The sequence below is a fragment of the Nitrosopumilus sp. b3 genome (genome assembly GCF_014078525.1).
Taxonomy (GTDB): domain Archaea; phylum Thermoproteota; class Nitrososphaeria; order Nitrososphaerales; family Nitrosopumilaceae; genus Nitrosopumilus.
Genome location: NZ_MU078696.1, coordinates 301,039 through 322,373 on the forward strand (window position 1 = coordinate 301,039; position 21,335 = coordinate 322,373).

The 21,335-nt window shown below is 34.4% G+C and carries 31 protein-coding genes; 13 read left to right on the forward strand and 18 right to left on the reverse strand.

Annotation, left to right across the window (positions count from 1 at the left end; genetic code table 11):
- The first annotated feature begins 12 nt into the window (after window positions 1–12).
- Together C6990_RS07820 and C6990_RS07825 are read left to right on the forward strand one after the other, a co-directional pair.
- Entirely contained in the window at window positions 13–408 is a 396-nt protein-coding gene (locus tag C6990_RS07820; RefSeq protein ID WP_255465322.1) for a hypothetical protein, read from the forward strand.
- Between the two features lie 262 nt (window positions 409–670).
- Window positions 671–811, forward strand: coding sequence for a hypothetical protein (locus C6990_RS07825; protein ID WP_182130103.1), 141 nt, complete (start codon window positions 671–673; stop codon window positions 809–811).
- Window positions 812–851: 40 nt separating this feature from the next.
- Here C6990_RS07825 and C6990_RS07830 read toward each other — a convergent pair whose 3' ends face one another.
- Window positions 852–1,328 carry a universal stress protein gene (locus C6990_RS07830; RefSeq protein WP_182130105.1) on the reverse strand — a complete coding sequence of 159 codons (477 nt, stop codon included), beginning with the start codon at window positions 1,326–1,328 and terminating at the stop codon, window positions 852–854.
- Window positions 1,329–2,047: 719 nt separating this feature from the next.
- Between C6990_RS07830 and C6990_RS07835 the strand changes: the two genes are divergently transcribed.
- Window positions 2,048–2,188 carry a hypothetical protein gene (locus tag C6990_RS07835; protein WP_182130107.1) on the forward strand — a complete coding sequence of 47 codons (141 nt, stop codon included), beginning with the start codon at window positions 2,048–2,050 and terminating at the stop codon, window positions 2,186–2,188.
- A 32-nt stretch (window positions 2,189–2,220) separates the two neighbouring features.
- Here C6990_RS07835 and C6990_RS07840 read toward each other — a convergent pair whose 3' ends face one another.
- The 3 genes from C6990_RS07840 to hsp20 form a co-directional block, all read right to left on the reverse strand.
- On the reverse strand, window positions 2,221–2,637 hold the full coding sequence (locus tag C6990_RS07840) for a universal stress protein (protein WP_182130108.1): 417 nt from the start codon (window positions 2,635–2,637) through the stop codon (window positions 2,221–2,223).
- A gap of 144 nt (window positions 2,638–2,781) precedes the next feature.
- Window positions 2,782–2,964 (reverse strand): hypothetical protein, encoded by a 183-nt coding sequence (locus C6990_RS07845; protein WP_255465393.1) that lies wholly within the window; start codon window positions 2,962–2,964, stop codon window positions 2,782–2,784.
- A gap of 148 nt (window positions 2,965–3,112) precedes the next feature.
- Window positions 3,113–3,607, reverse strand: a complete 495-nt coding sequence (gene hsp20 / locus C6990_RS07850; RefSeq protein ID WP_342752468.1) for an archaeal heat shock protein Hsp20 — start codon at window positions 3,605–3,607, stop codon at window positions 3,113–3,115.
- Window positions 3,608–3,733: 126 nt separating this feature from the next.
- Here hsp20 and C6990_RS07855 point away from each other — a divergent pair, with 126 nt between their 5' ends.
- A complete protein-coding gene (locus C6990_RS07855; protein WP_182130113.1) occupies window positions 3,734–3,937 on the forward strand; it encodes a hypothetical protein in 204 nt (67 codons plus the stop codon).
- Window positions 3,938–3,991: 54 nt separating this feature from the next.
- On the opposite strand, the gene C6990_RS07860 is transcribed toward C6990_RS07855, so the two are convergent.
- On the reverse strand, window positions 3,992–4,267 hold the full coding sequence (locus tag C6990_RS07860) for a hypothetical protein (RefSeq protein WP_182130115.1): 276 nt from the start codon (window positions 4,265–4,267) through the stop codon (window positions 3,992–3,994).
- A gap of 133 nt (window positions 4,268–4,400) precedes the next feature.
- On the opposite strand from C6990_RS07860, the gene C6990_RS07865 reads away from it, so the two are divergent.
- Together C6990_RS07865 and C6990_RS07870 are read left to right on the forward strand one after the other, a co-directional pair.
- On the forward strand, window positions 4,401–5,564 hold the full coding sequence (locus C6990_RS07865; protein ID WP_182130117.1) for a cupredoxin domain-containing protein: 1,164 nt from the start codon (window positions 4,401–4,403) through the stop codon (window positions 5,562–5,564).
- Window positions 5,565–5,638: 74 nt separating this feature from the next.
- The gene (locus tag C6990_RS07870; RefSeq protein ID WP_182130119.1) at window positions 5,639–6,013 is read left to right on the forward strand and encodes a hypothetical protein; all 375 of its coding nucleotides are present in this window, start codon (window positions 5,639–5,641) and stop codon (window positions 6,011–6,013) included.
- Between the two features lie 39 nt (window positions 6,014–6,052).
- Here C6990_RS07870 and C6990_RS07875 read toward each other — a convergent pair whose 3' ends face one another.
- The 7 genes from C6990_RS07875 to pstC all read right to left on the reverse strand — a co-directional run bounded on the left by C6990_RS07875 (window position 6,053) and on the right by pstC (window position 10,703).
- Window positions 6,053–6,451 carry a response regulator gene (locus tag C6990_RS07875; protein WP_182130121.1) on the reverse strand — a complete coding sequence of 133 codons (399 nt, stop codon included), beginning with the start codon at window positions 6,449–6,451 and terminating at the stop codon, window positions 6,053–6,055.
- Between the two features lie 324 nt (window positions 6,452–6,775).
- On the reverse strand, window positions 6,776–7,054 hold the full coding sequence (locus tag C6990_RS07880; RefSeq protein ID WP_182130720.1) for a hypothetical protein: 279 nt from the start codon (window positions 7,052–7,054) through the stop codon (window positions 6,776–6,778).
- 95 nt (window positions 7,055–7,149) lie between these two features.
- On the reverse strand, window positions 7,150–7,293 hold the full coding sequence (locus C6990_RS07885; RefSeq protein WP_182130123.1) for a hypothetical protein: 144 nt from the start codon (window positions 7,291–7,293) through the stop codon (window positions 7,150–7,152).
- On the reverse strand, window positions 7,290–7,964 hold the full coding sequence (locus C6990_RS07890; protein WP_182130125.1) for a phosphate signaling complex PhoU family protein: 675 nt from the start codon (window positions 7,962–7,964) through the stop codon (window positions 7,290–7,292). Before C6990_RS07890 ends, C6990_RS07885 begins: the two co-directional genes overlap by 4 nt.
- Window positions 7,964–8,710, reverse strand: a complete 747-nt coding sequence (gene pstB / locus C6990_RS07895; RefSeq protein ID WP_048119474.1) for a phosphate ABC transporter ATP-binding protein PstB — start codon at window positions 8,708–8,710, stop codon at window positions 7,964–7,966. The genes C6990_RS07890 and pstB overlap by 1 nt, the downstream gene beginning before the upstream one ends.
- 89 nt (window positions 8,711–8,799) lie before the next feature.
- A complete protein-coding gene (gene pstA, locus C6990_RS07900) occupies window positions 8,800–9,729 on the reverse strand; it encodes a phosphate ABC transporter permease PstA (protein WP_182130129.1) in 930 nt (309 codons plus the stop codon).
- Entirely contained in the window at window positions 9,726–10,703 is a 978-nt protein-coding gene (pstC, locus tag C6990_RS07905; protein ID WP_182130131.1) for a phosphate ABC transporter permease subunit PstC, read from the reverse strand. Before pstC ends, pstA begins: the two co-directional genes overlap by 4 nt.
- Before the next feature lie 125 nt (window positions 10,704–10,828).
- On the opposite strand from pstC, the gene C6990_RS07910 reads away from it, so the two are divergent.
- Entirely contained in the window at window positions 10,829–11,863 is a 1,035-nt protein-coding gene (locus C6990_RS07910; protein ID WP_255465325.1) for a PhoU domain-containing protein, read from the forward strand.
- Window positions 11,864–11,884: 21 nt separating this feature from the next.
- Here C6990_RS07910 and pstS read toward each other — a convergent pair whose 3' ends face one another.
- Complete coding sequence (gene pstS, locus C6990_RS07915; protein ID WP_182130135.1) at window positions 11,885–13,135, reverse strand: phosphate ABC transporter substrate-binding protein PstS; 1,251 nt, start codon at window positions 13,133–13,135, stop codon at window positions 11,885–11,887.
- Window positions 13,136–13,308: 173 nt separating this feature from the next.
- Here pstS and C6990_RS07920 point away from each other — a divergent pair, with 173 nt between their 5' ends.
- The gene (locus tag C6990_RS07920) at window positions 13,309–13,749 is read left to right on the forward strand and encodes a universal stress protein (RefSeq protein WP_255465327.1); all 441 of its coding nucleotides are present in this window, start codon (window positions 13,309–13,311) and stop codon (window positions 13,747–13,749) included.
- A gap of 40 nt (window positions 13,750–13,789) precedes the next feature.
- Here the strand turns inward: C6990_RS07920 and C6990_RS07925 are convergent, their stop codons facing one another.
- Together C6990_RS07925 and C6990_RS07930 are read right to left on the reverse strand one after the other, a co-directional pair.
- Window positions 13,790–14,791, reverse strand: a complete 1,002-nt coding sequence (locus tag C6990_RS07925; protein WP_182130137.1) for a TIGR00341 family protein — start codon at window positions 14,789–14,791, stop codon at window positions 13,790–13,792.
- A 101-nt stretch (window positions 14,792–14,892) separates the two neighbouring features.
- A complete protein-coding gene (locus tag C6990_RS07930) occupies window positions 14,893–15,807 on the reverse strand; it encodes an NAD-dependent epimerase/dehydratase family protein (RefSeq protein WP_182130139.1) in 915 nt (304 codons plus the stop codon).
- A 129-nt stretch (window positions 15,808–15,936) separates the two neighbouring features.
- On the opposite strand from C6990_RS07930, the gene C6990_RS07935 reads away from it, so the two are divergent.
- Entirely contained in the window at window positions 15,937–16,296 is a 360-nt protein-coding gene (locus C6990_RS07935) for a hypothetical protein (protein ID WP_182130141.1), read from the forward strand.
- 107 nt (window positions 16,297–16,403) lie between these two features.
- Window positions 16,404–16,985 carry a hypothetical protein gene (locus C6990_RS07940; protein WP_182130143.1) on the forward strand — a complete coding sequence of 194 codons (582 nt, stop codon included), beginning with the start codon at window positions 16,404–16,406 and terminating at the stop codon, window positions 16,983–16,985.
- A 202-nt stretch (window positions 16,986–17,187) separates the two neighbouring features.
- Here the strand turns inward: C6990_RS07940 and C6990_RS07945 are convergent, their stop codons facing one another.
- On the reverse strand, window positions 17,188–17,571 hold the full coding sequence (locus C6990_RS07945; protein ID WP_182130145.1) for a DUF6659 family protein: 384 nt from the start codon (window positions 17,569–17,571) through the stop codon (window positions 17,188–17,190).
- A gap of 85 nt (window positions 17,572–17,656) precedes the next feature.
- Here C6990_RS07945 and C6990_RS07950 point away from each other — a divergent pair, with 85 nt between their 5' ends.
- The gene (locus C6990_RS07950; protein WP_182130147.1) at window positions 17,657–18,172 is read left to right on the forward strand and encodes a hypothetical protein; all 516 of its coding nucleotides are present in this window, start codon (window positions 17,657–17,659) and stop codon (window positions 18,170–18,172) included.
- A gap of 90 nt (window positions 18,173–18,262) precedes the next feature.
- On the opposite strand, the gene C6990_RS07955 is transcribed toward C6990_RS07950, so the two are convergent.
- Window positions 18,263–18,850: a hypothetical protein gene (locus C6990_RS07955; protein ID WP_182130150.1), complete on the reverse strand. Its 588-nt coding sequence runs from the start codon at window positions 18,848–18,850 to the stop codon at window positions 18,263–18,265.
- A gap of 205 nt (window positions 18,851–19,055) precedes the next feature.
- Here C6990_RS07955 and C6990_RS07960 point away from each other — a divergent pair, with 205 nt between their 5' ends.
- On the forward strand, window positions 19,056–19,352 hold the full coding sequence (locus C6990_RS07960; protein WP_182130152.1) for a rhodanese-like domain-containing protein: 297 nt from the start codon (window positions 19,056–19,058) through the stop codon (window positions 19,350–19,352).
- 132 nt (window positions 19,353–19,484) lie between these two features.
- A complete protein-coding gene (locus tag C6990_RS07965) occupies window positions 19,485–20,885 on the forward strand; it encodes an MBL fold metallo-hydrolase (protein ID WP_255465329.1) in 1,401 nt (466 codons plus the stop codon).
- A gap of 46 nt (window positions 20,886–20,931) precedes the next feature.
- On the opposite strand, the gene C6990_RS07970 is transcribed toward C6990_RS07965, so the two are convergent.
- Window positions 20,932–21,327: a VOC family protein gene (locus tag C6990_RS07970; RefSeq protein ID WP_182130154.1), complete on the reverse strand. Its 396-nt coding sequence runs from the start codon at window positions 21,325–21,327 to the stop codon at window positions 20,932–20,934.
- Between the last annotated feature and the right edge of the window lie 8 nt (window positions 21,328–21,335).

Below are 21,335 nucleotides of genomic sequence, written 5' to 3' on the forward strand. Positions count from 1 at the left end.
TTGTTTTAATTTATGAAATTGATATTTTCCTCATCTTTCAAAAAAGGACTCAGCTATACTACGTTTGCACTAATGGTAGTCTATGTTTTTGGATTGATAAATATCGAATACTCTTCATTGGGAATCTCAGAACCATTATTTGAAATTACAAAAGAATTTGTTGTACTATTTGATTTAGTATTTTGGATTATAGTCTCTCTTTTGACAGTAGAACTATTCATTGCATATCTTAAAGTTCGAGATGCCAAAACTTTTGTAAAAAAATACTGGCTAGAAATAATACTGCTTGTCTTTATGCCTGTATTTGCTGGTTTTAAAATACTGAAACTAAGCTTGAAAATCCTAAAGCAGATCAAAGTAGGAAAATCAGTCTTTAAGATAATTCAGAAATTAAAAAAATCAAAATAATTCATGACTAATACAAGTCTTGAATTTGTTATTGACTGTCAATTCCAACAATCTGTAGAGTGAATACAAATGAAGGCAGACCCGCTTTTGAAAATGATGTAAAACAACAATTTAGAGCAGCTGTCTTATCACGATTCACTCAGAATACAGTATGCTAATCGAACTCATAAACTGCTAGTCTTTTGATTTGATTCTGACTCTAATCAACTCTTTAGTTGTTTAATTATACGATCATGTTGAGTATGGTTCCGAGGTGAAAAATATGCAAACTCAGAAAATCAGCACATGGGACAAAATGGTACATGCACCATTCAGAAAGGTCGTAAAATTTGACCTAATTTGTATGGGAATTGGTGTTGTCATGGGTATGGGTATTGGTGCCTTTATTGCAACCAGTATTTAGTTTTCATACCTATTTTCTGTGACAGATGAAATATCTGTCTCTATTTTTTTCCAGCCTTCTCTGCATCAATTAATGTGACAGGACAGGTAATATTTTCAACAACCTTTCTTGAAACACTGCCAAGGGAAAGCAGTCTCTTCATTCCTTTGAGCTTTCTTCGTTTTGACATTACAATCAGATCCACTTTGTTTTTTTCAACAAAATCTAAAATTCGCTCAGCTGCATCTCCGATCTCTACTTTGATTTCAACTTTAATGCCGCCATCTTTGCATTTCTCAGCTGCCTTCTTCATTCTCTTTTCCATGTCTTTTCTCATCTCTTCATTTGCCTCATCAATGCTCTTTAGCAAGTCTTCTCGTTCAGAAGAAGATAATGCAAATGATGGTGGGGCTTGTATTGCCTCTACAATATGAAATATGATAATTTTAGAATCTTCTCTTGCTGCAAATATGGCATGCTCTAAAGCTAAATCTCCTCCCTCTGTACCGCCATGTGGTACGAGAATTGTTTTGTACATATCAAAAATTTACAATATCTTGTAAATAAAGTGTCTAGTGTTTCTCAAAATGGATTTTTGAGTCTTGCACCATCAAAACTCCAATTTGGTACGTTAGTTTTATTTTCCATGTGTGCAATAATGAATTGACTTTGTGCCAGATTAAATCAAAAAGCCTTTCTCTTAATAGATGATCATTCATTATCTTGTATAGAATTGATGATAAGACAGCTGCACATTCTATACCAGTACAGGTCTGCTTTCATAAATTCTAATTATCTGCACCACTCACAACAAAATCTCTGAGATTCAGGTACCAATCCCATTTTGAGTAAATACTCCATGGCAGATGAGACTTCGTACTTTTCTTTGCATTTTACGCATTCCGCCAACATTAGGATATTCCTCTCTTTATCATAAGGTATTATTGTCACACAGTGAACATAAAAAATAGTATGTTCCATCTGATCGATCAAAAATTATCTAAAATTTCGGTAATGTTTTTAAGAATCTCTTTAATCCTCATGGGAGAATTGATTCTTTGTATCAAAAGACCGTTGGGAATGGGATCTTGTAATGCTAGCTGCGGTGTTGACAATAATTGTTGCAGGTCCTGGAAGAATATCTCTTACAAGCCTGATAAAGAAATTACCAAAATTCCTATGTTAATCAGAAAAATATCGATTCCAATTTTGGAACATTTGCATATATCTTATATGCTTAAAATCATACTCTACTATATGAAGAAACGAATCACTATAATGATTGATGAAGATTTAGACAAGAAACTTAGAGTTTATCAGGCAAAAACAATCCAAAAAAATCAGAGCTCATATAGCTACTCTCAGGCGCTAAATGAATCACTAAGAAAAATCCTCTAATCATTTCATCAAGTCAGTAATTCCACAAAAAGTTACTTTATCAGGTATACTGGAATCTTTGATTTTTGAAGGATGTGGTTTGATACACTGCCTATCATGTCTTTAGTGGCAGAACCAGATCCTGTTGTACTCATTACAATATGATCAAACTTGCCTGTTTTTGCAGTGTGAAGTGTAACATGTCCCGGGGAACCTCTTAGAATTTTAGTTGAGAATTTGACATTTTTGTTGCCTGCTCGTTTTGCTGCCTTTTTTAAAATAATTTTACCTTCTTCTTCTAACTGCTTGTCAAATGCCTTTGTTCTTGGACCTCCATCAACTACGTGAGGGATTACGTAAATGCCAGTTACGTGGCCATGTGTAAATCCTGCCAGTGTTAGTGCTCTGTCTAAGGCTTCAAAGGATTTTTTTGAACCATCAATTGGTACTAGAATTTTATTAAGATCCATTGAAAAAAACCTCAAATCATCCCATATTAAGCGTAAATTTGATTCTCAATGAAGATATTGATACTTTACAAAATCAAGATTTTTTAAAATTTGACATGTGAGGAGAATGATTCTCCCCACATGGTTGAATCGGGTGATATATGACTATGCCAGAGCTGCCACTGTGTGAGATAAAAATTCTTCTTGATACATGCATTGACTGTGGAATCTAATCTCGGTTAGTTCTGTGCATTGTGTACAAATCATTTGAATTGGATGAGTGCAATGAAGACATTTCTTTGCTACATCCAACTCGCCTCCACATTGTCTACATAATGTGTCGGGCATATTTTCCACCTCAAGGGAAATTTCTCCTACCAAACTTCCATTTGGAAACAACCTCCTCATATTCTGAAGAAATTTTTTCCATGCAAGTCTTGGCAGAATTTTTTATATGCTTGAGTGATGAATTTGCATCCATTTTCTTCACTTCCTATTATTCTACTGACACTAGCTTGCCTTGTGGTTTTTCTTCGGCAAGTGACAATGTCAGCTCCAATACTCCGTTTGTGTACTTAGCTTTGGCAGAGTTTTCATCTACTTTTGATGGCAGTGGAATCTTCTTTTCGTACTTTCTGTCATTACGCTCTGCTGAGAGTAAGACCTGCTTGTCTGATACGTTTAATTTGATATCAGATTTTTCAATACCTGGCATCTCAGATACTATCTTGAGAGTACGGTCTTTTTCGTCAACTGACACGTCGACATATGGATCTCTTACTGAAGAATCAGAGAGATAACTTCCAGGTTTTGCGTTTCCCCATTCAGTTACATGAGGAACACCATCTTCGCCTACAGTCTTTACGTAACCGTAGTAGTATGGGCCAAAAGTTTGGGTTGTGCCTCCTTTTGGACTATCGAAGACATCGCCCATTGAAAAAAAGGGATTCGACAATCTTCGAAATGCTCTTTCGAATTGTTCATCAAACATCTTTTAATCACTGAATTAGTGTAATAGTTATTACAAAATATAAATTTTTTGCATAAATCATCCATAACTGACAATATGTCATATATATTACAACATTAAAATACTAGTGGTTCAATAATATTGAAAATGTCAAGTACGGTTTTAGAATTTGAAAATCATGTACAGCCAAGATCAGAAAGACAGGTAACCTATTTTTGCAGATTGTGCAGAGGATATGGAATCAAAACTAGAAAGTCACATCTGCAGAATTTCCATAACGCAAATAGGGATACTGTTACCAAACGAAGCAACAATGATCTTGTAGACGTAATTTTCATTGAATCAAAATAAATCAAAACTGAAACTTTCTGAATCTGTATTTTTTGTAGATTTGTGAAATTACCTTCATCCTGTATGCACATTGATTGTATAATCTCCTGTATCTTTGAAAATTCTAATATCACCATTTTTAATTTTTTGACCTTCCTCTCGAAAGAAGATATCGCACAATTTACCAAATGGTAATTTCTTTACCTCTTCAACTGTAAATTTGCCTTCCTTAATCAGTTGTGCAAAGAATCCTTTCTCATGTAATGTTCTAATATAATTTTCAACATCTGGTAGGTTGTCTGAATTAGTAGCTCTGATTATCATGTGGTATTTTGTTTCATCATTATTCATATTGACATTTATTGCAATTTTATGATATATACAATTTTCATTTTTGCTTTATCTGATAGATCTTAAAAGAATCCGTGTTCTCAAAATTGATAATCATATGAGTTTTTGATATAGTCATAAATCAAGTAATCGCATGAATAGGATCTTCTATCTTCTATTTCTTTCTCTCTTGTTAATTCCCATTAGCGATTCATTTGCAGATGTTTGGAATATTCAAATCCCACCGGGAGCTTCTGAAATTAGCTCTTCAAATCACTTTATTCCTCAAGAGATATCCATTAAACCGGGAGACCTTGTTGAATGGGGAAATTCAGATAGGGAAACACATACAGTTACTTCAGGCTCTTTAGAAACTGGAATAGATGGAAAGTTTACCAGTATTCTAGATGAAGGAAAAAAATTTGTTAGATTATTTACTCAAGACGAACTTGGAGAATTCAAATATTTTTGTACAATTCATCCGTGGATGACAGGAATTATCAATGTCGTTGATCTTCCAGAAGATTTTCAGGTAATACATAATGTTGGTTCAGAAATATCTGATGTTACATTTGATATTCCCTACAAAGTGAAAAGAAACCTTACTGATATCAAAATAGACAATACACGAAACATGCTAATTTTTGATTTTGTTGGAAAAATCGATAACGATGTATTTGTAGTGTATCTTCCTCAAGAATTGATTAAGAATCCACAATCTGTTTGGGTAGGTGATAACCAAATAATGAATTATAATTCAGAACCTACTAAAAGTGGGACAACACTAACTATTCCTTTAGAGGGACATACATCACAGGTTAAAGTTGTTGGAACAGATGTGATAGGTGAATTTTCACAAAAACCATTTGTTTTGATTAACCAAATTATTACCATAACTGATAAACAAACATACCTTCCAGGAGATATTATTACAATTTCGGGGGAAATTAAAAACCCTAGTCAACTAGACAAAATCTTATCTGAAATTATCTCTCCAAGTGGAATTACAATATATTCTGAAAACATATTGTTGAAAGATTCTAGATTTACTATAGATGTAAGCACTGATGTCTTAATGGAATTTGGAGAGTATCAAATTGACATTAAAGGAAAGGATATCAATAGCTCGCCCATTTATTTTGATTTTGAATCTAAATACCCATCCCCCAAAAAACAGATGACTGAAATTGAGCCTGTAGATGTTACTTGCAATGAAGGACTAGAATTGCTAATGAAAAATAGTAACGGCAAAGCAATCTGTGTTACTCCGACTACTGCAGAAATCTTGATGAAAAGAGGCTGGGCAGATTATTTCTAATTAATCCAGAAATATGATTTTCATCTTTGAGAACCTAGAATTGGTTTAACTACCAAACCAACAAAGTCCAAAATATGAGTGTCAAAGGAATGTACATGCTAAACAGTCCAGAATATACCGAAGAAAAGATCCAAGAAGCACTAAAAATATTATACATTGATAGAAAAAATGAATTTCATGAGTTATCTCAAGTTTTTCTAGGAAAAAAGAAATTAAGTGAAACACCAAATTGGAAAGAATTTATTTTAAATTTTTGTTTGGATGTAGGTGATTCATTTAAAACATGGACAGGTCAAAAGCCACCTTCTGCAACTTCTCCACAAAAAGCTCTTACCATTTTACGACAGGTTGGTACTGGAATGAATTCGATGAACAAGCTAACTCACATGCTAAACATTTCTTACAATCTTTCAGCAGAATTCAAAGAGATCTATAAACGTCTAAAATAAAATCAGTTAAAGGACATGTGACATTGGCAAGATAATTTCTTAGTCAGATGTTTTAGAAATCATTTTCTGATCATTGAATGCATTGTTGATTACTTCCACTACCCGATTTAACTCAAATGGTTTCTGGAGAACATCGATTGCTCCAAGATCTGATAATTTTTTCTTGTTTTTTACATCTTCAATTGCAGTCATTATGATTACTTTGGCATTTTTGTTTAATGACAAAATTTTGTTTAGGGCATAATAGCCATCATAGGTAGGCATTGCCAAATCTATCAATATTATATCTGGATCAAATCTCTCATAGAGCTCAACTGCCTCTATGCCGTTACTTCCAGTCTCTACAACATCAATGTTTTTCAAACGCAAAAATTCGCAAACAACATCCAAATGTGATTGGACATCATCTACAACGATTACCCTGGGGACGATATTCATTGCTTTATGAAGACAATCACATTACATTACAGATTGTTTGTAATTATTTTACAACACCTCACATATGAGCAGTATCTATGTAAAATCGATAAAAATTAGTCACAAAGATGGGATATCTGTTAGTCAGAAAAGAAAATACTTCTTAGAGTGATTATTTAGACAATCTCCTGAGCAAAAACTTGAATTGTTTGCAACAAAGTCATCATCACAGTTTCTGCATTTTGGCATGCTTTTTCATACTAGAGTAACTTCATAAGAGATATTGTGTTCAATTATTACAACATTTTTGGTCAAAAATTATCCCTAGTGTTTCAAATCCTATCTTTAGATGTCATTTAGGATTGTCTTTTTTACTTTGACTCCCTCTTCTAATACTATATTCACAACTTGCGAAAAGGATATGCTCTCATTGGTGTTTTGAATCAGTTTTGACTGGATTGCTCTGAGACTTTTTGACATGTCTTTATCCAGCGTTATGGTTACTCTGGTATAGTTTGACATGTCCTTTCTTTCTAGTTCAGTGGAATAATATGTGTGGCAGTTTTTAGAACAAAAGATAGCATTTTTTGCAGTGATGTTTTTTCCACAGTATTTGCATTTCATAGTTACTCGGAATCATCTGAACCTGAATATATTCTATCTTTTGTCTGATTTCCTAGTATTGAGATGATGATTTGCATCTTGAATTAAAAATAAAATTATTTCAAAATATCAGTTAGTACTTCACTTATCACTCTGGAGAAACTTACAGATCCTGAAGTCTCTTTGATCATTTTTGCCTGCCTCTCTCGTAATTTCTTTATGAGATTATCCTCGATAACTATTGTTATTCTTTTGGTCATGATGTCTCAGTTGATGGGGATTTTGTGTGATCAGCAATTCTCTTTTCACTTGGTTTGTGTTTTCCTGTAACGATATAGTTGATGGCATCGCTCATGAATACTGCATGGTCTCCGATTCTTTCAAGATATCGTAATAGTAATGCTTCAGCTAAAGCGCATTTGGTATTATTTGATTCGATTAGTTTTGGTAGTCTCTCTTTGTACATTTTATCAATGAATGCTTCATCTTCTTGAATTTTTACAGCCTTTCTAACATCTAGTTCTGCAAATGACATGACTGCCTCTTTTATCATATGTTTTACTTTTTTTGTAATTTCAAGTAATGATGCATTTGTGCACTCTGAAATATCTCCAAACAAATCCCTGACTTGAGTAATGTCATATGCGTATCTACCAAATCTTGAGAACGCATATGATATTTCAGTTGAAGAGCGAATCATTCTAAAGTCATCTGCAACTGGTTGATACTTTAGCAACATGTCAAAAATCAAATCCTCAACTTCGAAATACTTGTTGCGAATTGAATCTGATAAATCATAAACTTGGTCATTGGTGTTTTTTCCTTCAAGATATGAGTCAACTGCTAGCGATACGCATTCTATGGCCATATCCCCCATCTCAGACATTATCCGAGAGAGTTTCTCTAGTGATGGATCAATTAATCTGGTCATTATCCGAATTGTCCTTGTACATATTTTGCAGTAAGCTCATTTTTTGGGTCAGTAAATAGTTTCTTTGTTTCTCTAAACTCAATTAGTTCTCCAAGATACATAAATCCAGTATAATCTGAAACTCGAACTGCCTGCTGCATGTTGTGGGTAACTATGATGATTGTGTATTCTTTTTTTAGCTCAGTGATGGTTTCTTCGATTTTTTGTGTTGCTATTGGATCAAGTGCTGATGCCGGCTCGTCCATGAGTAGCACTTCTGGTTGTATTGCCAAGGCTCTTGCAATACAGAGTCTTTGCTGCTGACCTCCAGATAACTCGATTGCAGATTTTTTCAAATCACTTTTGACTTCATCCCAAAGATATGCCATCTTCAGAGAGTCCTCTACGATTTCATCAAGAATTTTCTTATCTCTAACTCCGTTAAGTTTTAGTCCAGCAGTTACATTGTCATAAATCGACATTGTTGGAAATGGATTGGGTTTTTGGAAAACCATTCCAACTTTTCTTCTGTGATAAATAGGATCAATTGACTTGTCATAAAGATCAATCTCGTCAATCATTACTCTTCCTTCAACTTTTGCATTTTTTGTCATATCGTGCATTCTGTTTAGACATCTAAGAAAAGTAGTCTTGCCACATCCAGAAGGACCAATTAATGCAGTGACTGATTTTTCTGGGAATTTCATTGTGATGTTTTTTACTCCAATAAAATCCCCGTAGCGAATTGTAACATCTTCAGCAATCATTTTGTATTTCTTCTCTACTTCGGGAGGAGACGATGAATTATCAGAATCTAAAGAACTTGTAATTTTTGGTGTAGGTATGCTCAATGCAGTCATTTTTGTCTTGTAACTCCTGCTTTAATTAATCTCCCGATGATCCCGTTTCCTTTTTTATTTGCAAAATAGTATCTCACTCCCAAATTGATTCCCAAAATAATTATTATCAAAACTAGAGCTGATCCCCAACCCTGAAGCTGTGCACTATCATATGGAAGTAAAGATAGTCTCCAGATTCTCAAGGGTAATGCGTCCATTGGAACATCCATGCTGCTGAAGAATTGACTACTTCCAAGAATTGTCATGATTAATGGCGCAGTTTCACCACCAATTCTGGAGATAGAAAGTAAAATCCCTGTAATCATGCCACTTTTTGCAGCAGATATTACTATTCTAAATGTAATAATCCATTTTTTCAAGCCTAGAGCAGTTCCTGCTTCACGATAAGTTATTGGGACCATCTTCAAGGATTCTTCTGTGGTTCTAGCTACAATTGGAAACATTATCAAAGATAACGCAAAAGCTCCTGCCCATACTGAGAAATGTCCAAGAATTAAAACAATTACTAAAAATGCAAATATTCCAAGTACGATTGATGGGAATTCCATAAAGACATCATTGAAGAATCTAATGGAACGGGCAAGTTTGTTATCCCCATATTCTGCCAAATAGATACCTGACATCACACCAATCGGGACTCCAATCAGACTTGCAAGTCCGATAATTATCAGAGTACCTTGAATTGCAGGACCAATCCCTCCCTCACCAGAACCAATTGCACCTGGAGTTTCAGTCAAAAACTCAAAACTTATTGCAGCTATTCCATTTTTGAAAACTTCGACTAGGATACTTCCAAGTGGAATAATTGCAATGATTACACATGCAAAAACAATTATTCTTACAACTTTATCGACTACAAGTCTCTTTGCTACATTTGACTTGAATAAGGCACGATACTCTTGTCTTCGTTCTAGAGTAGTTGTCAATTGTTAATTGCACCTTCCTTAACTTTGAGCATTCTAGTTACAAGAATATGTGCAATAACATTAATCACAATTGCAACTAACAACAAGACCAGTGCAACTCCAATTAATGCCGGAAGATGCAGTGATGCAGGAGAAGCTTCTACAAACTCATTTGCAATAATGCTTGACATTGTTTGACTTGGTTTGAAAAACGAAGAAGGAATTGCTGCAATTCCTGTTGCATTTCCAATTAACATTGTTACTGCCATGGTTTCGCCAACTGCTCTTCCCAATCCAAGTATTGATGCACCAATCAAACCCGTTTTGGAATATGGAAATACCGCAAGTCTGAACATTTCCCATTTTGTTGCACCCAGCATATATGCTGCTTCTTTTTGTTGTTGAGGAACTGCCTTCATTACTTCGCGAGAAACAGCTGAAACTGTTGGGATGATCATAATTGCCAATATTACACTTGCAGTGATAATGTCTAATCCAAATGGCTTTCCAGAAAATAACCATATGGAATCCCCAAAGGTATTGTGTAGTGGGATTTCAATCCAATCTTTGAAATAAATCCTAAAAACAAAAAGACCCCAAAGCCCATAAATCACACTTGGAACTGCGGCCAACAATTCCACTAAAAATCCTAGCGGTCCGCCAATCTTTGCAGGGGCATCTGAGATAAACATTGCAATTCCGAGGCTAAGGGGAACGCCAATTGCCATGGCAAGTGCTGCAGTAACTAAAGTTCCCAAGATGTAGGGCAAAGCACCAAAGGACTCACGATCCTCAACAGCGTTCCAGTCAGTACCAACAATAAAGGAAAGACCTTCTTCTTCCCAAATTGGATAAGATTCAGAAACTAATTGAAAGACAAGCAATGCTATCATTAATAGAACATAGACCCCAGCAAGAGTTGCACCGATTTTGAAAACTTTGTCTGAAATTGGAAGTCTTCTGTGTTTTTTTGGTTCAAGTTTTGGCCTGGCCATAAATTTTGATGATAAAGTTATGATATCTAAAAAATGATCATAAAATATGTAGAGTATGATATGGATTTAGATCTATATAGAATATGATCATTAGCAGTATATGACTAAAAAATAAAGACATGGTATTGTTAGATAGATTGACTGACATTAAACAGATTAGACGCTTACAGGTTACCGGCGGCTCAACATATACTGTTTCATTACCAAAAACATGGATTGATGAATTAAAACTACAGAAAAATTCCAATATCACACTAATAAAAAATCGTAATAATTCAATTACATTATTTCAAGAAGAACAAAATAAAAAAACCAACGCTATTGCATTTATTGGAAAAAGTGATTTAAAAGAATCCATAAGAAGAAAGATTATTGCAATGTATCTATCAGGTTACAAAACCATAGAGATCAAAACAAAAGGAATGGAAATTCCTAGTATGCATAGAGGGGCAATTAGGGATTTGGTTAGAACCACACTTATGGGAACTGAAATAATTGAGACAAGCTCTGAGAGAATTGTCCTTCAAGTTCTTACACAACTCGCACAATTGTCATTTGATGTTGCGCTAAAAAGAATGTACATTACTGCCACAAACATGCATCAGGACGCAATTGAGGCATTAAAGGAACTGGATTCAGAGTTTGCCGAAGAAGTACTCAAAATGGATGATGAGGTGGACAGATTCAGTCTATATTTATTGAGAAATCTGAATTTGTCGCTAGAAAATGTGCAAGTTTTGATTGATTCTGGCCTCGAAAAACCATCTGATTGTCTAGGTTATAGAACTGTAGTAAAATGTGTAGAAAGAATTGCCGATCATGCAGGACTGATTGCAAAAAAAATAAAATATCTGGATTCTGCAATCGAGAAAAAAGTCCTCAAAGAAATAGAGCAAATAAGCAAAGATTCCCTTACTGTTTTTGAAAATTCCATAACTGCCCTATCTGAAAGAGATTATGAGATGGCAGAAAAGGTTGCGACAAGTGTTACCAAAGTAATTGAAAAAGAGAAAAAATTAATGGATTCACTCAAACAAAACAACAACACTGCAATTATCAAACTAATTTTAGAAGATATCCGAAGAACTGCAGAATATTCCAGAGATATATCTGAAATTGCAATAGATGAAACAGTGCAAAGTGTCATTGCAGAGTCTTAAAAAAATAAAAAAAGAAAAAAATTATACTTTGAGAATGCCTTGTTGGATTAGATATTGTAATCCGTTAATATAGTCTTGATCGGATATCATTCCTTCAGACCACCACTTTGCATTATCTTTAATCCATTGTGGGATTCCCAAATCTACAGCAGCTTCTGCCTCATAATTCCAAATAGTTTCTCCATCATAGGTTATTTTTGATAAACCTTGTTTACCAAGTTCTACCACTTTATCGGCTAGTGGGACATATAGTAAACTTGCAGAGTGTTGTTGACCATCAGTAATCATCCAATAAATCATATGGATTACGGCTTTTGCTTGTTCTTTGTTATCAGTTACTGATTTTAGATCATCATACAATAGCAAGTAAGTAAAACTAGCTATGGGATATGAATCCGGTCCTGGTGCATTGACTAGTGATACATCAACCCAGCTCTCTTCGGCTGCAGGTAACGTATCTGCTACTCCACTAGATGCAGCAGAAATACTGTCTAATGTAGGCTCGATAAATGCAGTTTTGTCTCCATTTTGAATTGATGCAAAAGTCATTCCAGTTTGAAATGCATATGCAAGTTCAATGTAGCCAATAGAGTATTCAGTAGATTTTACAATGCCTGCAACTCCTTCATTTCCTGCAGCTGCAAGACCTGAAGGCCATGGCACAGATTTTCCTTTACCTATCTGCTCATCCCATGTTGGACTAACAGTAGCTAAATAGTCTGTAAATATGAAAGTGGTTCCAGATCCATCTGATCTATGTGCTGTGACAATTTCATGATCAGGAAGATTCAATCCTGGATTGTCTTTGGCAATTAAAGGATCATCCCATCTCGTAATTTCCCCTAAGAAAATCTTTGAAACAGTTTCGCCTGTTAATTTTAGACCTTTGTTTGGAATTTCTGGGACATTGTATACTACAGTTACGCCCCCGATTGATTCTGGAATGTGTAGCGTTCCTACTGCAATGTCTCTTTCTTTTTGACTCATGGGTTTATCTGATGCTGCAAAATTCACAGTTTTTTCTATGTGCTGTTTAATTCCGCCACCACTTCCAATTGATTGGTAATTTAGATTTACATTGTTGAATTCCTTATTGTATTCAACTCTCCATAAATCAATTAGTGGATATGGGAATGTTGCTCCTGCTCCTGTCAAGGTAAACTCTTGGTTTGGATCAGGTACATCAGGTGATGTTGCTGCGTCTGCGTACATTGGAGTGATTATAGCTCCAAGTGCAGTCAATAAAATCAGTAACGATGTTGTTGTCTTCATTGATAAAATTGGTTTGAAAATTCTATTTACAAATACTAGGCATAGATTATGATAGTTCCATATTCTATATAGAAATCATTCTGATCGAGTATGTCTTGATTAAAATCGCCCATAATATTTGACAAACATACATTATGGCATATCTTAATATCTGAAAAAATTATGTGTCTAGTATGATAAATAACATCCTAGTTCCTTATGATTTTACAAATTTTGGTGATCTTGCATTTGAAAAAGCAATGGAGATTGCAAAAAAATTTGATTCAAAACTAACTCTGATTTCAGTTATTGGAAGTGATATTGATACATCTGGAATGTCCTTGTCTCGTGCTGAGGAGGCACATGATGAATCTGAGAATAAAGCAAAAGAAGATTTGAATAAACTAAAAAATTCAAACATTGTTGAAAATGTGCCAATCTCAGTTGAAATAGTTCACAATTCTTCAAGTTCTGATGGAATTCTTTTATTTGCAGAGAAGCACAATACAGATTTGATTGTAATGGGTTCTCATGGTAGGTCTGGTTTTAAAAAAGTGGTACTGGGCAGTGTGGCATCAAATGTTGTGGCAAAAGCCCAATGTCCTGTGATGATAGTCAAGCCTCCAAAATCATAAATTAATTTATTCTGACAAAAAATTTGTTCCTGAAAATGTACTAAGGTTTGAACAATAAAAATCCTAATAGAATACTCAAACCAATGAACACTGATATTGTGATAATCATGTGTCGCTGAGCTTTTTCTTTTTCGTAAAACTTTCTTGGAGATACTCCTCCTATGAAAAATACTATCATCATTCCAAGAACCAATCCTATGATGTTTGCCGCAGTGAGTGTCAAAGCGCTTGAAAAAATCTCAAAATCCCATAATGCAATTCCAATGCCTGCAACAGTTGCTGGTGGGACTAACGCTGCTGCAATTGCCACTCCTACTAAAATTCCTGGAATGTTGGTTGACATTGCAATTCCTCCTGCAAATCCCAGCGCAATTGCCACTCCCAAAAACACGGGAGATATTTCAGTTCTTGATAAAATCTCATTTGTTAATGGTAACTCCATGAATTGAGCTCCGATAAATGTCAAAAGAGCACCTGTAAGAATAACTGATACTAATAGAATGGAACCTGAAATAAGTGATTTGTACATTTTTTCGGTTTTACCAACTGCGGTATTGAATGAAAATGCAGAAATCGGTCCTAGCAATGGCGATATCAACATAGCACCAATTACCAAAGACGCATTGTTTGCAAACAGCCCAACTGCTGCAACTCCTGCAGCTATTACAATCATGAAAAGGAGATTCTTGTTGAAATTTACATTGGGGCTTATTATGGAATCGTACTCTTCGATTAGTTTTTTCTTTTTTACTTTGACTTGTTTTGATTCAAGCTCTTTGACATAGTTTGACAAGTAATCTGATAATGTGGCCTCAATTGCAAAACTAGTCACATACAGCTCTTTTGTTCTAGTGTCAATGATTTTGTTTAATTCATTTGATAGTGCATTTGCTAATGAATCAGGACATATTCCTGTGTATCTGAGCAGTTTCTGGTCGTCTGCCATAGTTAATTCTGAGTGAAAAGGAATCTTGTATTTCTTGAATGAATATTCTATGCTTTTACTTTGCTGCTCATAGCAGATAACCTCAATTTTTCTCAATGTCCTATTAATCTGATTTTGTTAATTTGACCTATTTATTCATTGAATCAAGATTCTCAAATATGAAATATACAAAATTAGAACAATGTGTTTAATGAAAATTATTTTTGCAACAAAGAATCGTTTTCTTTAATCTCGGAAATTACTTTGGGAATCCCTTCTTTGTAACTAGGATACTTGAATGAATATATCTCTGAAATCTTCTTGTTTGATACTTTCATTGATGTTGTTAGCAGTTTTACTAAATCAGAACCTAAAACTGCTTTTGCAAGAAATGTTGGAACATTTCCTGGATGCTTTACCCCGATTTGGTCTGCAGTAAAGTTCACAAAGTCTTTGAAAAGAGCAGGCTCTGAATCTGCAACAATGAAGGACTCTCCAAATACCTGCTTTTCTAAAACTGCAATCATACTTCCTACTGCATCATCTACATTGACAAATCCCTTGAAGTACTTGCCTCCATTTGGGAGCCTGAATGATTTTTTTTCCAATCTTTTAACTAGAATATCATAAAACCAGCCCTTTGAGCCATATACATCTCCAAAATATACCACGGAAAAATCAATTCCATTCTCGCGACATTTTTTTCCAAGATATTTTTCAGCCTCTAATCTGATACTGACAAATTTTGTATTTGGATTACGTGGAGCCGATTCGTCAATTACCTTGTCTCCGGGTTCACCAAACACTCCTAACCCTGAAATGTATATGATTGACTTTGTCTTTCCATTAATTGCCTCAAAAAGATTTTTGGTTCCAGTAAGATTGACCTTTTCTAAAACTTTAGAGTTTTTTTCTAGCGGTGTGCAAGATGCCAAATGAAAGACACAGTCAAAGCTTTTTCCTTCAAAATCCAAATCTGAATCGGTAAGATCGCCTGTTATTTTATCGGCTTTTGCATCTGTATTTTTCCCTGGTCTGATAAGAGTGGATACAGAATAATTTTTTTCAAGCAATGCTGAAACAAGTCTAGAACCAATAAAACCAGTTGCACCTGTGACAAGAACTGATTTCATAACTGTATGAACAACATAACTGCATTTAATGTTTCAAAAAATGATTCCATGGTGCCAATCCACTCAAAATTGTTGGCATTAGCTTGCAGAATAATCTTTCTTTAAATACAGTTTTACTCTATTTTCATTATGAGTCAACAATCCACAATTGAGGGACACTTTAGATTATTTCTAAATAATGTAATGAACTCGCATCCAACAATTGATCCTGAGCTTATCGTTAGAATTATGCTCTTTGAATTAAATCTCAAACGATATGTTGGTCCAGATATTCCTCATGTGCATCTAGATGTTACATACAAAGATGGAGTTGACATTCACAAGAAGCAAGAAGAGGGCAGAGACAAGTATCCTATTGAAATTACTACCAACAAATGGGGTGATGCCGTAATATTTTCTGGTCTTATGGGTGTCAGACATGTTGAAAAGATTGCGTCTGATCCTGACATCGTTAGGATTACTGGAAAAGCAACTCCAAGACACAATTAATTATCACAACTAATTTTCTTTTTTTCAAATATGTTCTTTTAATTTTGATTTTTATTTTTTCCAAAAATGATAACATCCTCTAAATACAGTAAGGTCTTAACAAAATTATGCAAGTCAGTGAAAAATTCCTTGATTCAATTTATCAAGAGTTTGACGTAATACAAAAAACTGAACAAACTGACATTACTGTTCAAAATAAATTTGCAACCTTAGAAGATCACATCAAAGCCAAACTCATTACGTTTGATAATGTAAAGAGACCTGACCTTTACAGACTAAGTAAATTAATTGAAGACCATGCCCAACGTGCATATGAGCCGCTAATTGCAACATTTGAAGCTGAGCACCTTTACAAATATGTAGAAAAACATTACCTTGAACTAATGAAAAATATTCCAATGACTTGGGTAATTGGGGGATTTGACAATCCGTTCTTTGCACCACAAACACCTCCTGAAAAAGCAGAAGTTCTTACTTGTGCAGGCACAAATCTTCAAAATATGTGGATAGTTATCTCCAAAGGACCAGACGGCTTGTTTGGTTTAGTTGCCGAAGATGTTGGCGGTGTTCAAAAAGGAGATCACTTTAGGGGATTTTTTACATCAAAACAGGACATAATTAAAAAAGTAATTGAAAAGATTAACGAATCATTGATGACGCACATTGATTTTTTTGAACTTGAAAAATAGTTTTTTCATATAGAATAATTCTAACATTTATGATTCTTTGATATTCTACAATCAATCTATGGATCAATGATCTGAACAAATGATTCATGAATATTATAAACAATTATTGCGTAACATGTATCATGAAAGAAAATAATATTGATTCAAATCTATCTTGGGAAGAAGTTAGAGGTTTAACTTGGATATTCACTGAAGAATAATCCTATGGTTTAATGTCTGGAAGTGTAGTGAAAGCTGAATTGACATGATTGATGATTTCTTGAGCGTTAGCATCTCTTTCAGAAGAAATTAAGACCAGATATTCTTTAGTTGGAATGCTAATCATTGTTAAGTTACTTCTCCTAGAGACGATATAATCTATTTTGCCTAATTGTTTGTCAAAGTCTTTTCTCATCATGTATTCCAACATTAATTGAACATACATCCTCTGATTGTCTTTGTCTTGAAGAAAAGACTTGACACCATCTTTGAAGCCACCTGCAATTTTTTTGCCCATTGGGTTTAGAACTCCTACAAATCGAATTTTTGGTAATTTCAAAACTTTTTTACAAGCTTGCTCTAGATTTTGCTTTTCATCTGAATCCATTTACCTCATTATACAAGTAGCAGATAAAAACAGTTCCCCATATCATAACATATTCATACAAATAGACAGATATCAATTAAGAAACATGTTTGATATTTTGAATAATACATATCTCCAATTCATCTCGATTCCAATAGAGATTCCTGTTTTGGCAGTAATGATTAGTTCTGTAACTATGACAATATTTGCAATTACTTTGTGGATTACCTGGAGGACTACAAAAGAAAACACCAGGGCAACATATTCTCAACTGTTGCGTTCATTTCATGAAGATTTGACTAAAAGACTAGAAAAAAATACCGTTTTACAAACAACAGAGGACTGTGAAAGATATGCAAATGATTATCTGAATACGCTTGATGAAATTGCATTTCTAACACTGAATAACAAAATCCCAACTGAGATTGGAACGTATCTTCGCCGTTTCTTTGGGTATGGTATTATAATAATTGATTGGTATGATAAAATGGTCAGTGCTGATTTTGGAAGAATTGCCAAAACAAACTGGCCAAATCATTTTGAGTTTTGCAAAAAATATAACATACAAAAAAACCCTGATGACAAATTACCAAAAATTATGCAGGATTTCAATAAAAAATAAAACTTGTATTATTGATGAACTAACTATGCTATCTAGATGATTTTTGATGCACTACCAACTTTTGATAGTGCATCATTTGCTCATCTGAAATTATTTGTCTCTCTTTAGAGATTCTTTGGCTTTGCGATATTCTTCATTTGCTGTATCTATTGCGTCGTTGTATGTCTGTTTTATTCCATTGAGTGTTTTTTCATAATCTTCCTCTAATTCTTTGATTTCATGCTCGCTTGTTGCATCAGACAAAGATTTTTCATGTGCAATTTTTGCATCTTGCAGCTGTTTTTCATATTCTATTTTTGCATCATTGATTTTTTTGGTAAATGCATCTCTTGCTTGTTTTGGATCATTTACTTGAGTAGTTGATGAATGTTGGTATGTTTCCCAGGCTTGGGCAATTTTTTCATCTCGTATTTTCTTTGCATCTTCAACTATTTTGTCGTAATTTTCCTCAGCTATTTTTTTACTTTCAGAATCTGTGGTTGGTTTCTCAGATATTGCTTTTAATTCGGCTTTTGCTTTTTGAATTGTTTCACTAAACTCTAATTCTGCAGCCAATTTTGCTTGATTGTAAACATCCTTTGCATCTACAGCATATGCTGCTGTTGAAAAAACAGATACAAACAGTAATGCTACTAAAGGTACTACTAGCCTTTTGTTTTTCAAATTTACTTTTTTCATTTTCGTTCACTTTTCGGTGAAAACGTAATGAAACAACTATCAGGATTCGATGCATCCATTTGATATGTCAAACCTCTAACGTTTTCGCCAGATGCAATATGTCAAATGTGTTATATCAAAATATTCTGTAACTTGCGGTATGCCTTGATTATATCAAAACTCCATAATAGAATTAGAATAAATAGTAAAACATCTCAAGTAATTCATGGCCGAAAAGATTACTGCAAATGAGTTAAAATCAAAAAAAGATGATTTTGTAATTGTTGATGTAAGGGAACTTGATGAGCTTGCCTCAGGTAAAATTGATGGATCCAGGCACATGCCTCTTGGATTAGTAATAAGAAATGCAAAAAAGAAGCAGATTGAGGATTTGAAAAGTAAGAAAATTTGCACATACTGTGGTACCGGATATCGAGGAAATATTGCAGCTGATGAGCTAAACAAAGAGGGATTTAGTGCTGTAACACTAGATGGTGGCTATCCTTCATGGAATTCCGATTAGCAGACAGAAATTAGTGCTAGTTATGACAGATGAGTCTTGATAGTACTTTATCCTCAAAACGATTGCCATGTTTGAAAGTCATTGATGAAAAATGTCTTATTTATTTTAAAGTAAAATTAAGAATATTACCATATGAATAAAACTATTGAAAATTTAGGAATTACTCCAGAGGAGTTACACGATGATTTAGTTCAACAAAAGCCAATTCTTTTGTTTGACATTCGAGAAAAAGACAATTTTGTAAAATCTCACATTGAAGGCTCAGTCCATGCAGTATGTGATGCACAGGCCAAAGAAAAGATCATGCCCAAAATTCCAAAAAATATCAAAATTGTACTGATTTCTGAGCCTGAAGATTTTGCTAAAGAAACTGCATCTATGATGAAGTCATTTGGATTAAACGCTCATTATCTTGAAGGTGGATTTTCTACATGGGCTGGAAAAATATCCTCAGGTCAAACTGGAAAAATAATAACGCCTGATAAACTTGCTCAAAAATTAGACTCTGTATTTCTATTAGATGTTAGAAACAGCGACGAGTTTATAGAATTTCAAATTCCTGGAAGTGTAAACATTCCTTTAGAGAAACTGTTTGATGCAAAAACTACCTCAAATATTCCAAAAGATAAAGAAATCATAACTATTTGTCCACATGGAAATCGTGCAATGATTGCAAGTTTTGCTCTCTCAAGAGCAGGAATCGATTCTCAAACACTTGCAGGTGGATTGGTAGCATGGAACCAATTCCTCAAAGACGTAACTGTTGTAAATGAACCGATAAAAATCATCCAAATTCAAAAAGTTGGAAAAGGCTGTCTCTCCCATATTGTAGAATCTAATGGAGAGGCTGTTGTAGTTGATCCGTTGCATCCTTTTGAAAAATACCTTGATGTCTCCAAGCAAGAAGGATTTCAAATAACTGCGGTTTTTGATACTCACCTGCATGCAGATCATGTCTCTGCTGCAAGAGACCTTGCAAAAGCTACTGGTGCAAAATTGCATCTTTCAAAATATGAGGGATATGATTATGATGCAAACTTTGTTGAAGATTCAGATGAAGTGTCATTTGGCAAAATAAAACTCAGAGTAATTCATACTCCCGGTCACACACCTGGAAGTCTAAGCTATGTAGTTGATGAAAAATATGTCTTTACTGGTGATATCTTATTTGTAGAGTCAATTGGAAGACCTGATTTGAGGGATAATGCAGAAGAGTTCACAGAAGATCTTCACAATACGCTACATAACAAACTACTCAGGCTTTCAGATGATACTATGGTATTCCCAACTCATCATGGGGATGTAGAACCTAGAGATGATGCATTTTATTCTACCATACAGCAAGCAAAAAAACTCCCATGGTTAGATATCTCAAAACAAGAGTTTATCAAAAAAGTAGTTGCCATTACACGTCCACGGCCAATGAATTATAGGAAAATCATTAGCGTCAACAAAGGAGAATTAGAACTAGTGCATTCACAGATTCCTGATTTGGAGATTGGTCCAAACAGATGTGCAATAGATACCAGTTGAGGATTTCTTAAATTATTCTAATGTCTATTTTATTTCCACAAAATATCTAGAGTCCGCCGCCAGATACTTCACTGAGTTCAATGTCATACCCGCTAGGATCTTTAATGTAAACAGATCTTGATTTTTCAAACTCTACAGGACCGTCATAGAGAACTTCGACATTGAATTCCTTGCATTTGTCAATTATGTCATCAAAGTTTGCAACATGAAAACCAAAGTGAGATATTCCTCCAGCAGTAGATGTTTGAGGATCTTCATATAGACATAGCTTGATAGAGTCATTGCCAATAATTTTTGATGGTGCATCTAGTTTGTTTGGGGAATTGTCATCTTTTCTAATCTCAAATCCGAAAAGTTTTTTGTAAAATTCTACAGTTTTCTCTAAATCTTTGACGTTCATATTTATATGATCCATTGATGTCGCATGCAAAAAATCACTCATACAATATA

What these genes read in the sequence shown, in the direction of transcription:
- C6990_RS07950 (WP_182130147.1), top strand. Translation starts at nt 17,657, where the DNA reads ATGTTTGATATTTTGAATAATACATATCTCCAATTCATCTCGATTCCA.
- C6990_RS07840 (WP_182130108.1), bottom strand. Translation starts at nt 2,637, where the DNA reads ATGGATCTTAATAAAATTCTAGTACCAATTGATGGTTCAAAAAAATCC.
- C6990_RS07865 (WP_182130117.1), top strand. Translation starts at nt 4,401, where the DNA reads ATGAATAGGATCTTCTATCTTCTATTTCTTTCTCTCTTGTTAATTCCC.
- C6990_RS07930 (WP_182130139.1), bottom strand. Translation starts at nt 15,807, where the DNA reads ATGAAATCAGTTCTTGTCACAGGTGCAACTGGTTTTATTGGTTCTAGA.
- C6990_RS07955 (WP_182130150.1), bottom strand. Translation starts at nt 18,850, where the DNA reads ATGAAAAAAGTAAATTTGAAAAACAAAAGGCTAGTAGTACCTTTAGTA.
- C6990_RS07835 (WP_182130107.1), top strand. Translation starts at nt 2,048, where the DNA reads ATGAAGAAACGAATCACTATAATGATTGATGAAGATTTAGACAAGAAA.
- C6990_RS07845 (WP_255465393.1), bottom strand. Translation starts at nt 2,964, where the DNA reads ATGCCCGACACATTATGTAGACAATGTGGAGGCGAGTTGGATGTAGCA.
- C6990_RS07830 (WP_182130105.1), bottom strand. Translation starts at nt 1,328, where the DNA reads ATGTACAAAACAATTCTCGTACCACATGGCGGTACAGAGGGAGGAGAT.
- C6990_RS07820 (WP_255465322.1), top strand. Translation starts at nt 13, where the DNA reads ATGAAATTGATATTTTCCTCATCTTTCAAAAAAGGACTCAGCTATACT.
- C6990_RS07885 (WP_182130123.1), bottom strand. Translation starts at nt 7,293, where the DNA reads ATGACCAAAAGAATAACAATAGTTATCGAGGATAATCTCATAAAGAAA.
- C6990_RS07960 (WP_182130152.1), top strand. Translation starts at nt 19,056, where the DNA reads ATGGCCGAAAAGATTACTGCAAATGAGTTAAAATCAAAAAAAGATGAT.
- C6990_RS07875 (WP_182130121.1), bottom strand. Translation starts at nt 6,451, where the DNA reads ATGAATATCGTCCCCAGGGTAATCGTTGTAGATGATGTCCAATCACAT.
- C6990_RS07825 (WP_182130103.1), top strand. Translation starts at nt 671, where the DNA reads ATGCAAACTCAGAAAATCAGCACATGGGACAAAATGGTACATGCACCA.
- C6990_RS07970 (WP_182130154.1), bottom strand. Translation starts at nt 21,327, where the DNA reads ATGAGTGATTTTTTGCATGCGACATCAATGGATCATATAAATATGAAC.
- C6990_RS07945 (WP_182130145.1), bottom strand. Translation starts at nt 17,571, where the DNA reads ATGGATTCAGATGAAAAGCAAAATCTAGAGCAAGCTTGTAAAAAAGTT.
- C6990_RS07855 (WP_182130113.1), top strand. Translation starts at nt 3,734, where the DNA reads ATGTCAAGTACGGTTTTAGAATTTGAAAATCATGTACAGCCAAGATCA.
- C6990_RS07940 (WP_182130143.1), top strand. Translation starts at nt 16,404, where the DNA reads ATGCAAGTCAGTGAAAAATTCCTTGATTCAATTTATCAAGAGTTTGAC.
- pstC (WP_182130131.1), bottom strand. Translation starts at nt 10,703, where the DNA reads ATGGCCAGGCCAAAACTTGAACCAAAAAAACACAGAAGACTTCCAATT.
- C6990_RS07870 (WP_182130119.1), top strand. Translation starts at nt 5,639, where the DNA reads ATGAGTGTCAAAGGAATGTACATGCTAAACAGTCCAGAATATACCGAA.
- pstS (WP_182130135.1), bottom strand. Translation starts at nt 13,135, where the DNA reads ATGAAGACAACAACATCGTTACTGATTTTATTGACTGCACTTGGAGCT.
- hsp20 (WP_342752468.1), bottom strand. Translation starts at nt 3,607, where the DNA reads ATGTTTGATGAACAATTCGAAAGAGCATTTCGAAGATTGTCGAATCCC.
- C6990_RS07860 (WP_182130115.1), bottom strand. Translation starts at nt 4,267, where the DNA reads ATGAATAATGATGAAACAAAATACCACATGATAATCAGAGCTACTAAT.
- C6990_RS07935 (WP_182130141.1), top strand. Translation starts at nt 15,937, where the DNA reads ATGAGTCAACAATCCACAATTGAGGGACACTTTAGATTATTTCTAAAT.
- C6990_RS07880 (WP_182130720.1), bottom strand. Translation starts at nt 7,054, where the DNA reads ATGAAATGCAAATACTGTGGAAAAAACATCACTGCAAAAAATGCTATC.
- C6990_RS07965 (WP_255465329.1), top strand. Translation starts at nt 19,485, where the DNA reads ATGAATAAAACTATTGAAAATTTAGGAATTACTCCAGAGGAGTTACAC.
- C6990_RS07920 (WP_255465327.1), top strand. Translation starts at nt 13,309, where the DNA reads ATGATAAATAACATCCTAGTTCCTTATGATTTTACAAATTTTGGTGAT.
- pstB (WP_048119474.1), bottom strand. Translation starts at nt 8,710, where the DNA reads ATGATTGCTGAAGATGTTACAATTCGCTACGGGGATTTTATTGGAGTA.
- C6990_RS07890 (WP_182130125.1), bottom strand. Translation starts at nt 7,964, where the DNA reads ATGACCAGATTAATTGATCCATCACTAGAGAAACTCTCTCGGATAATG.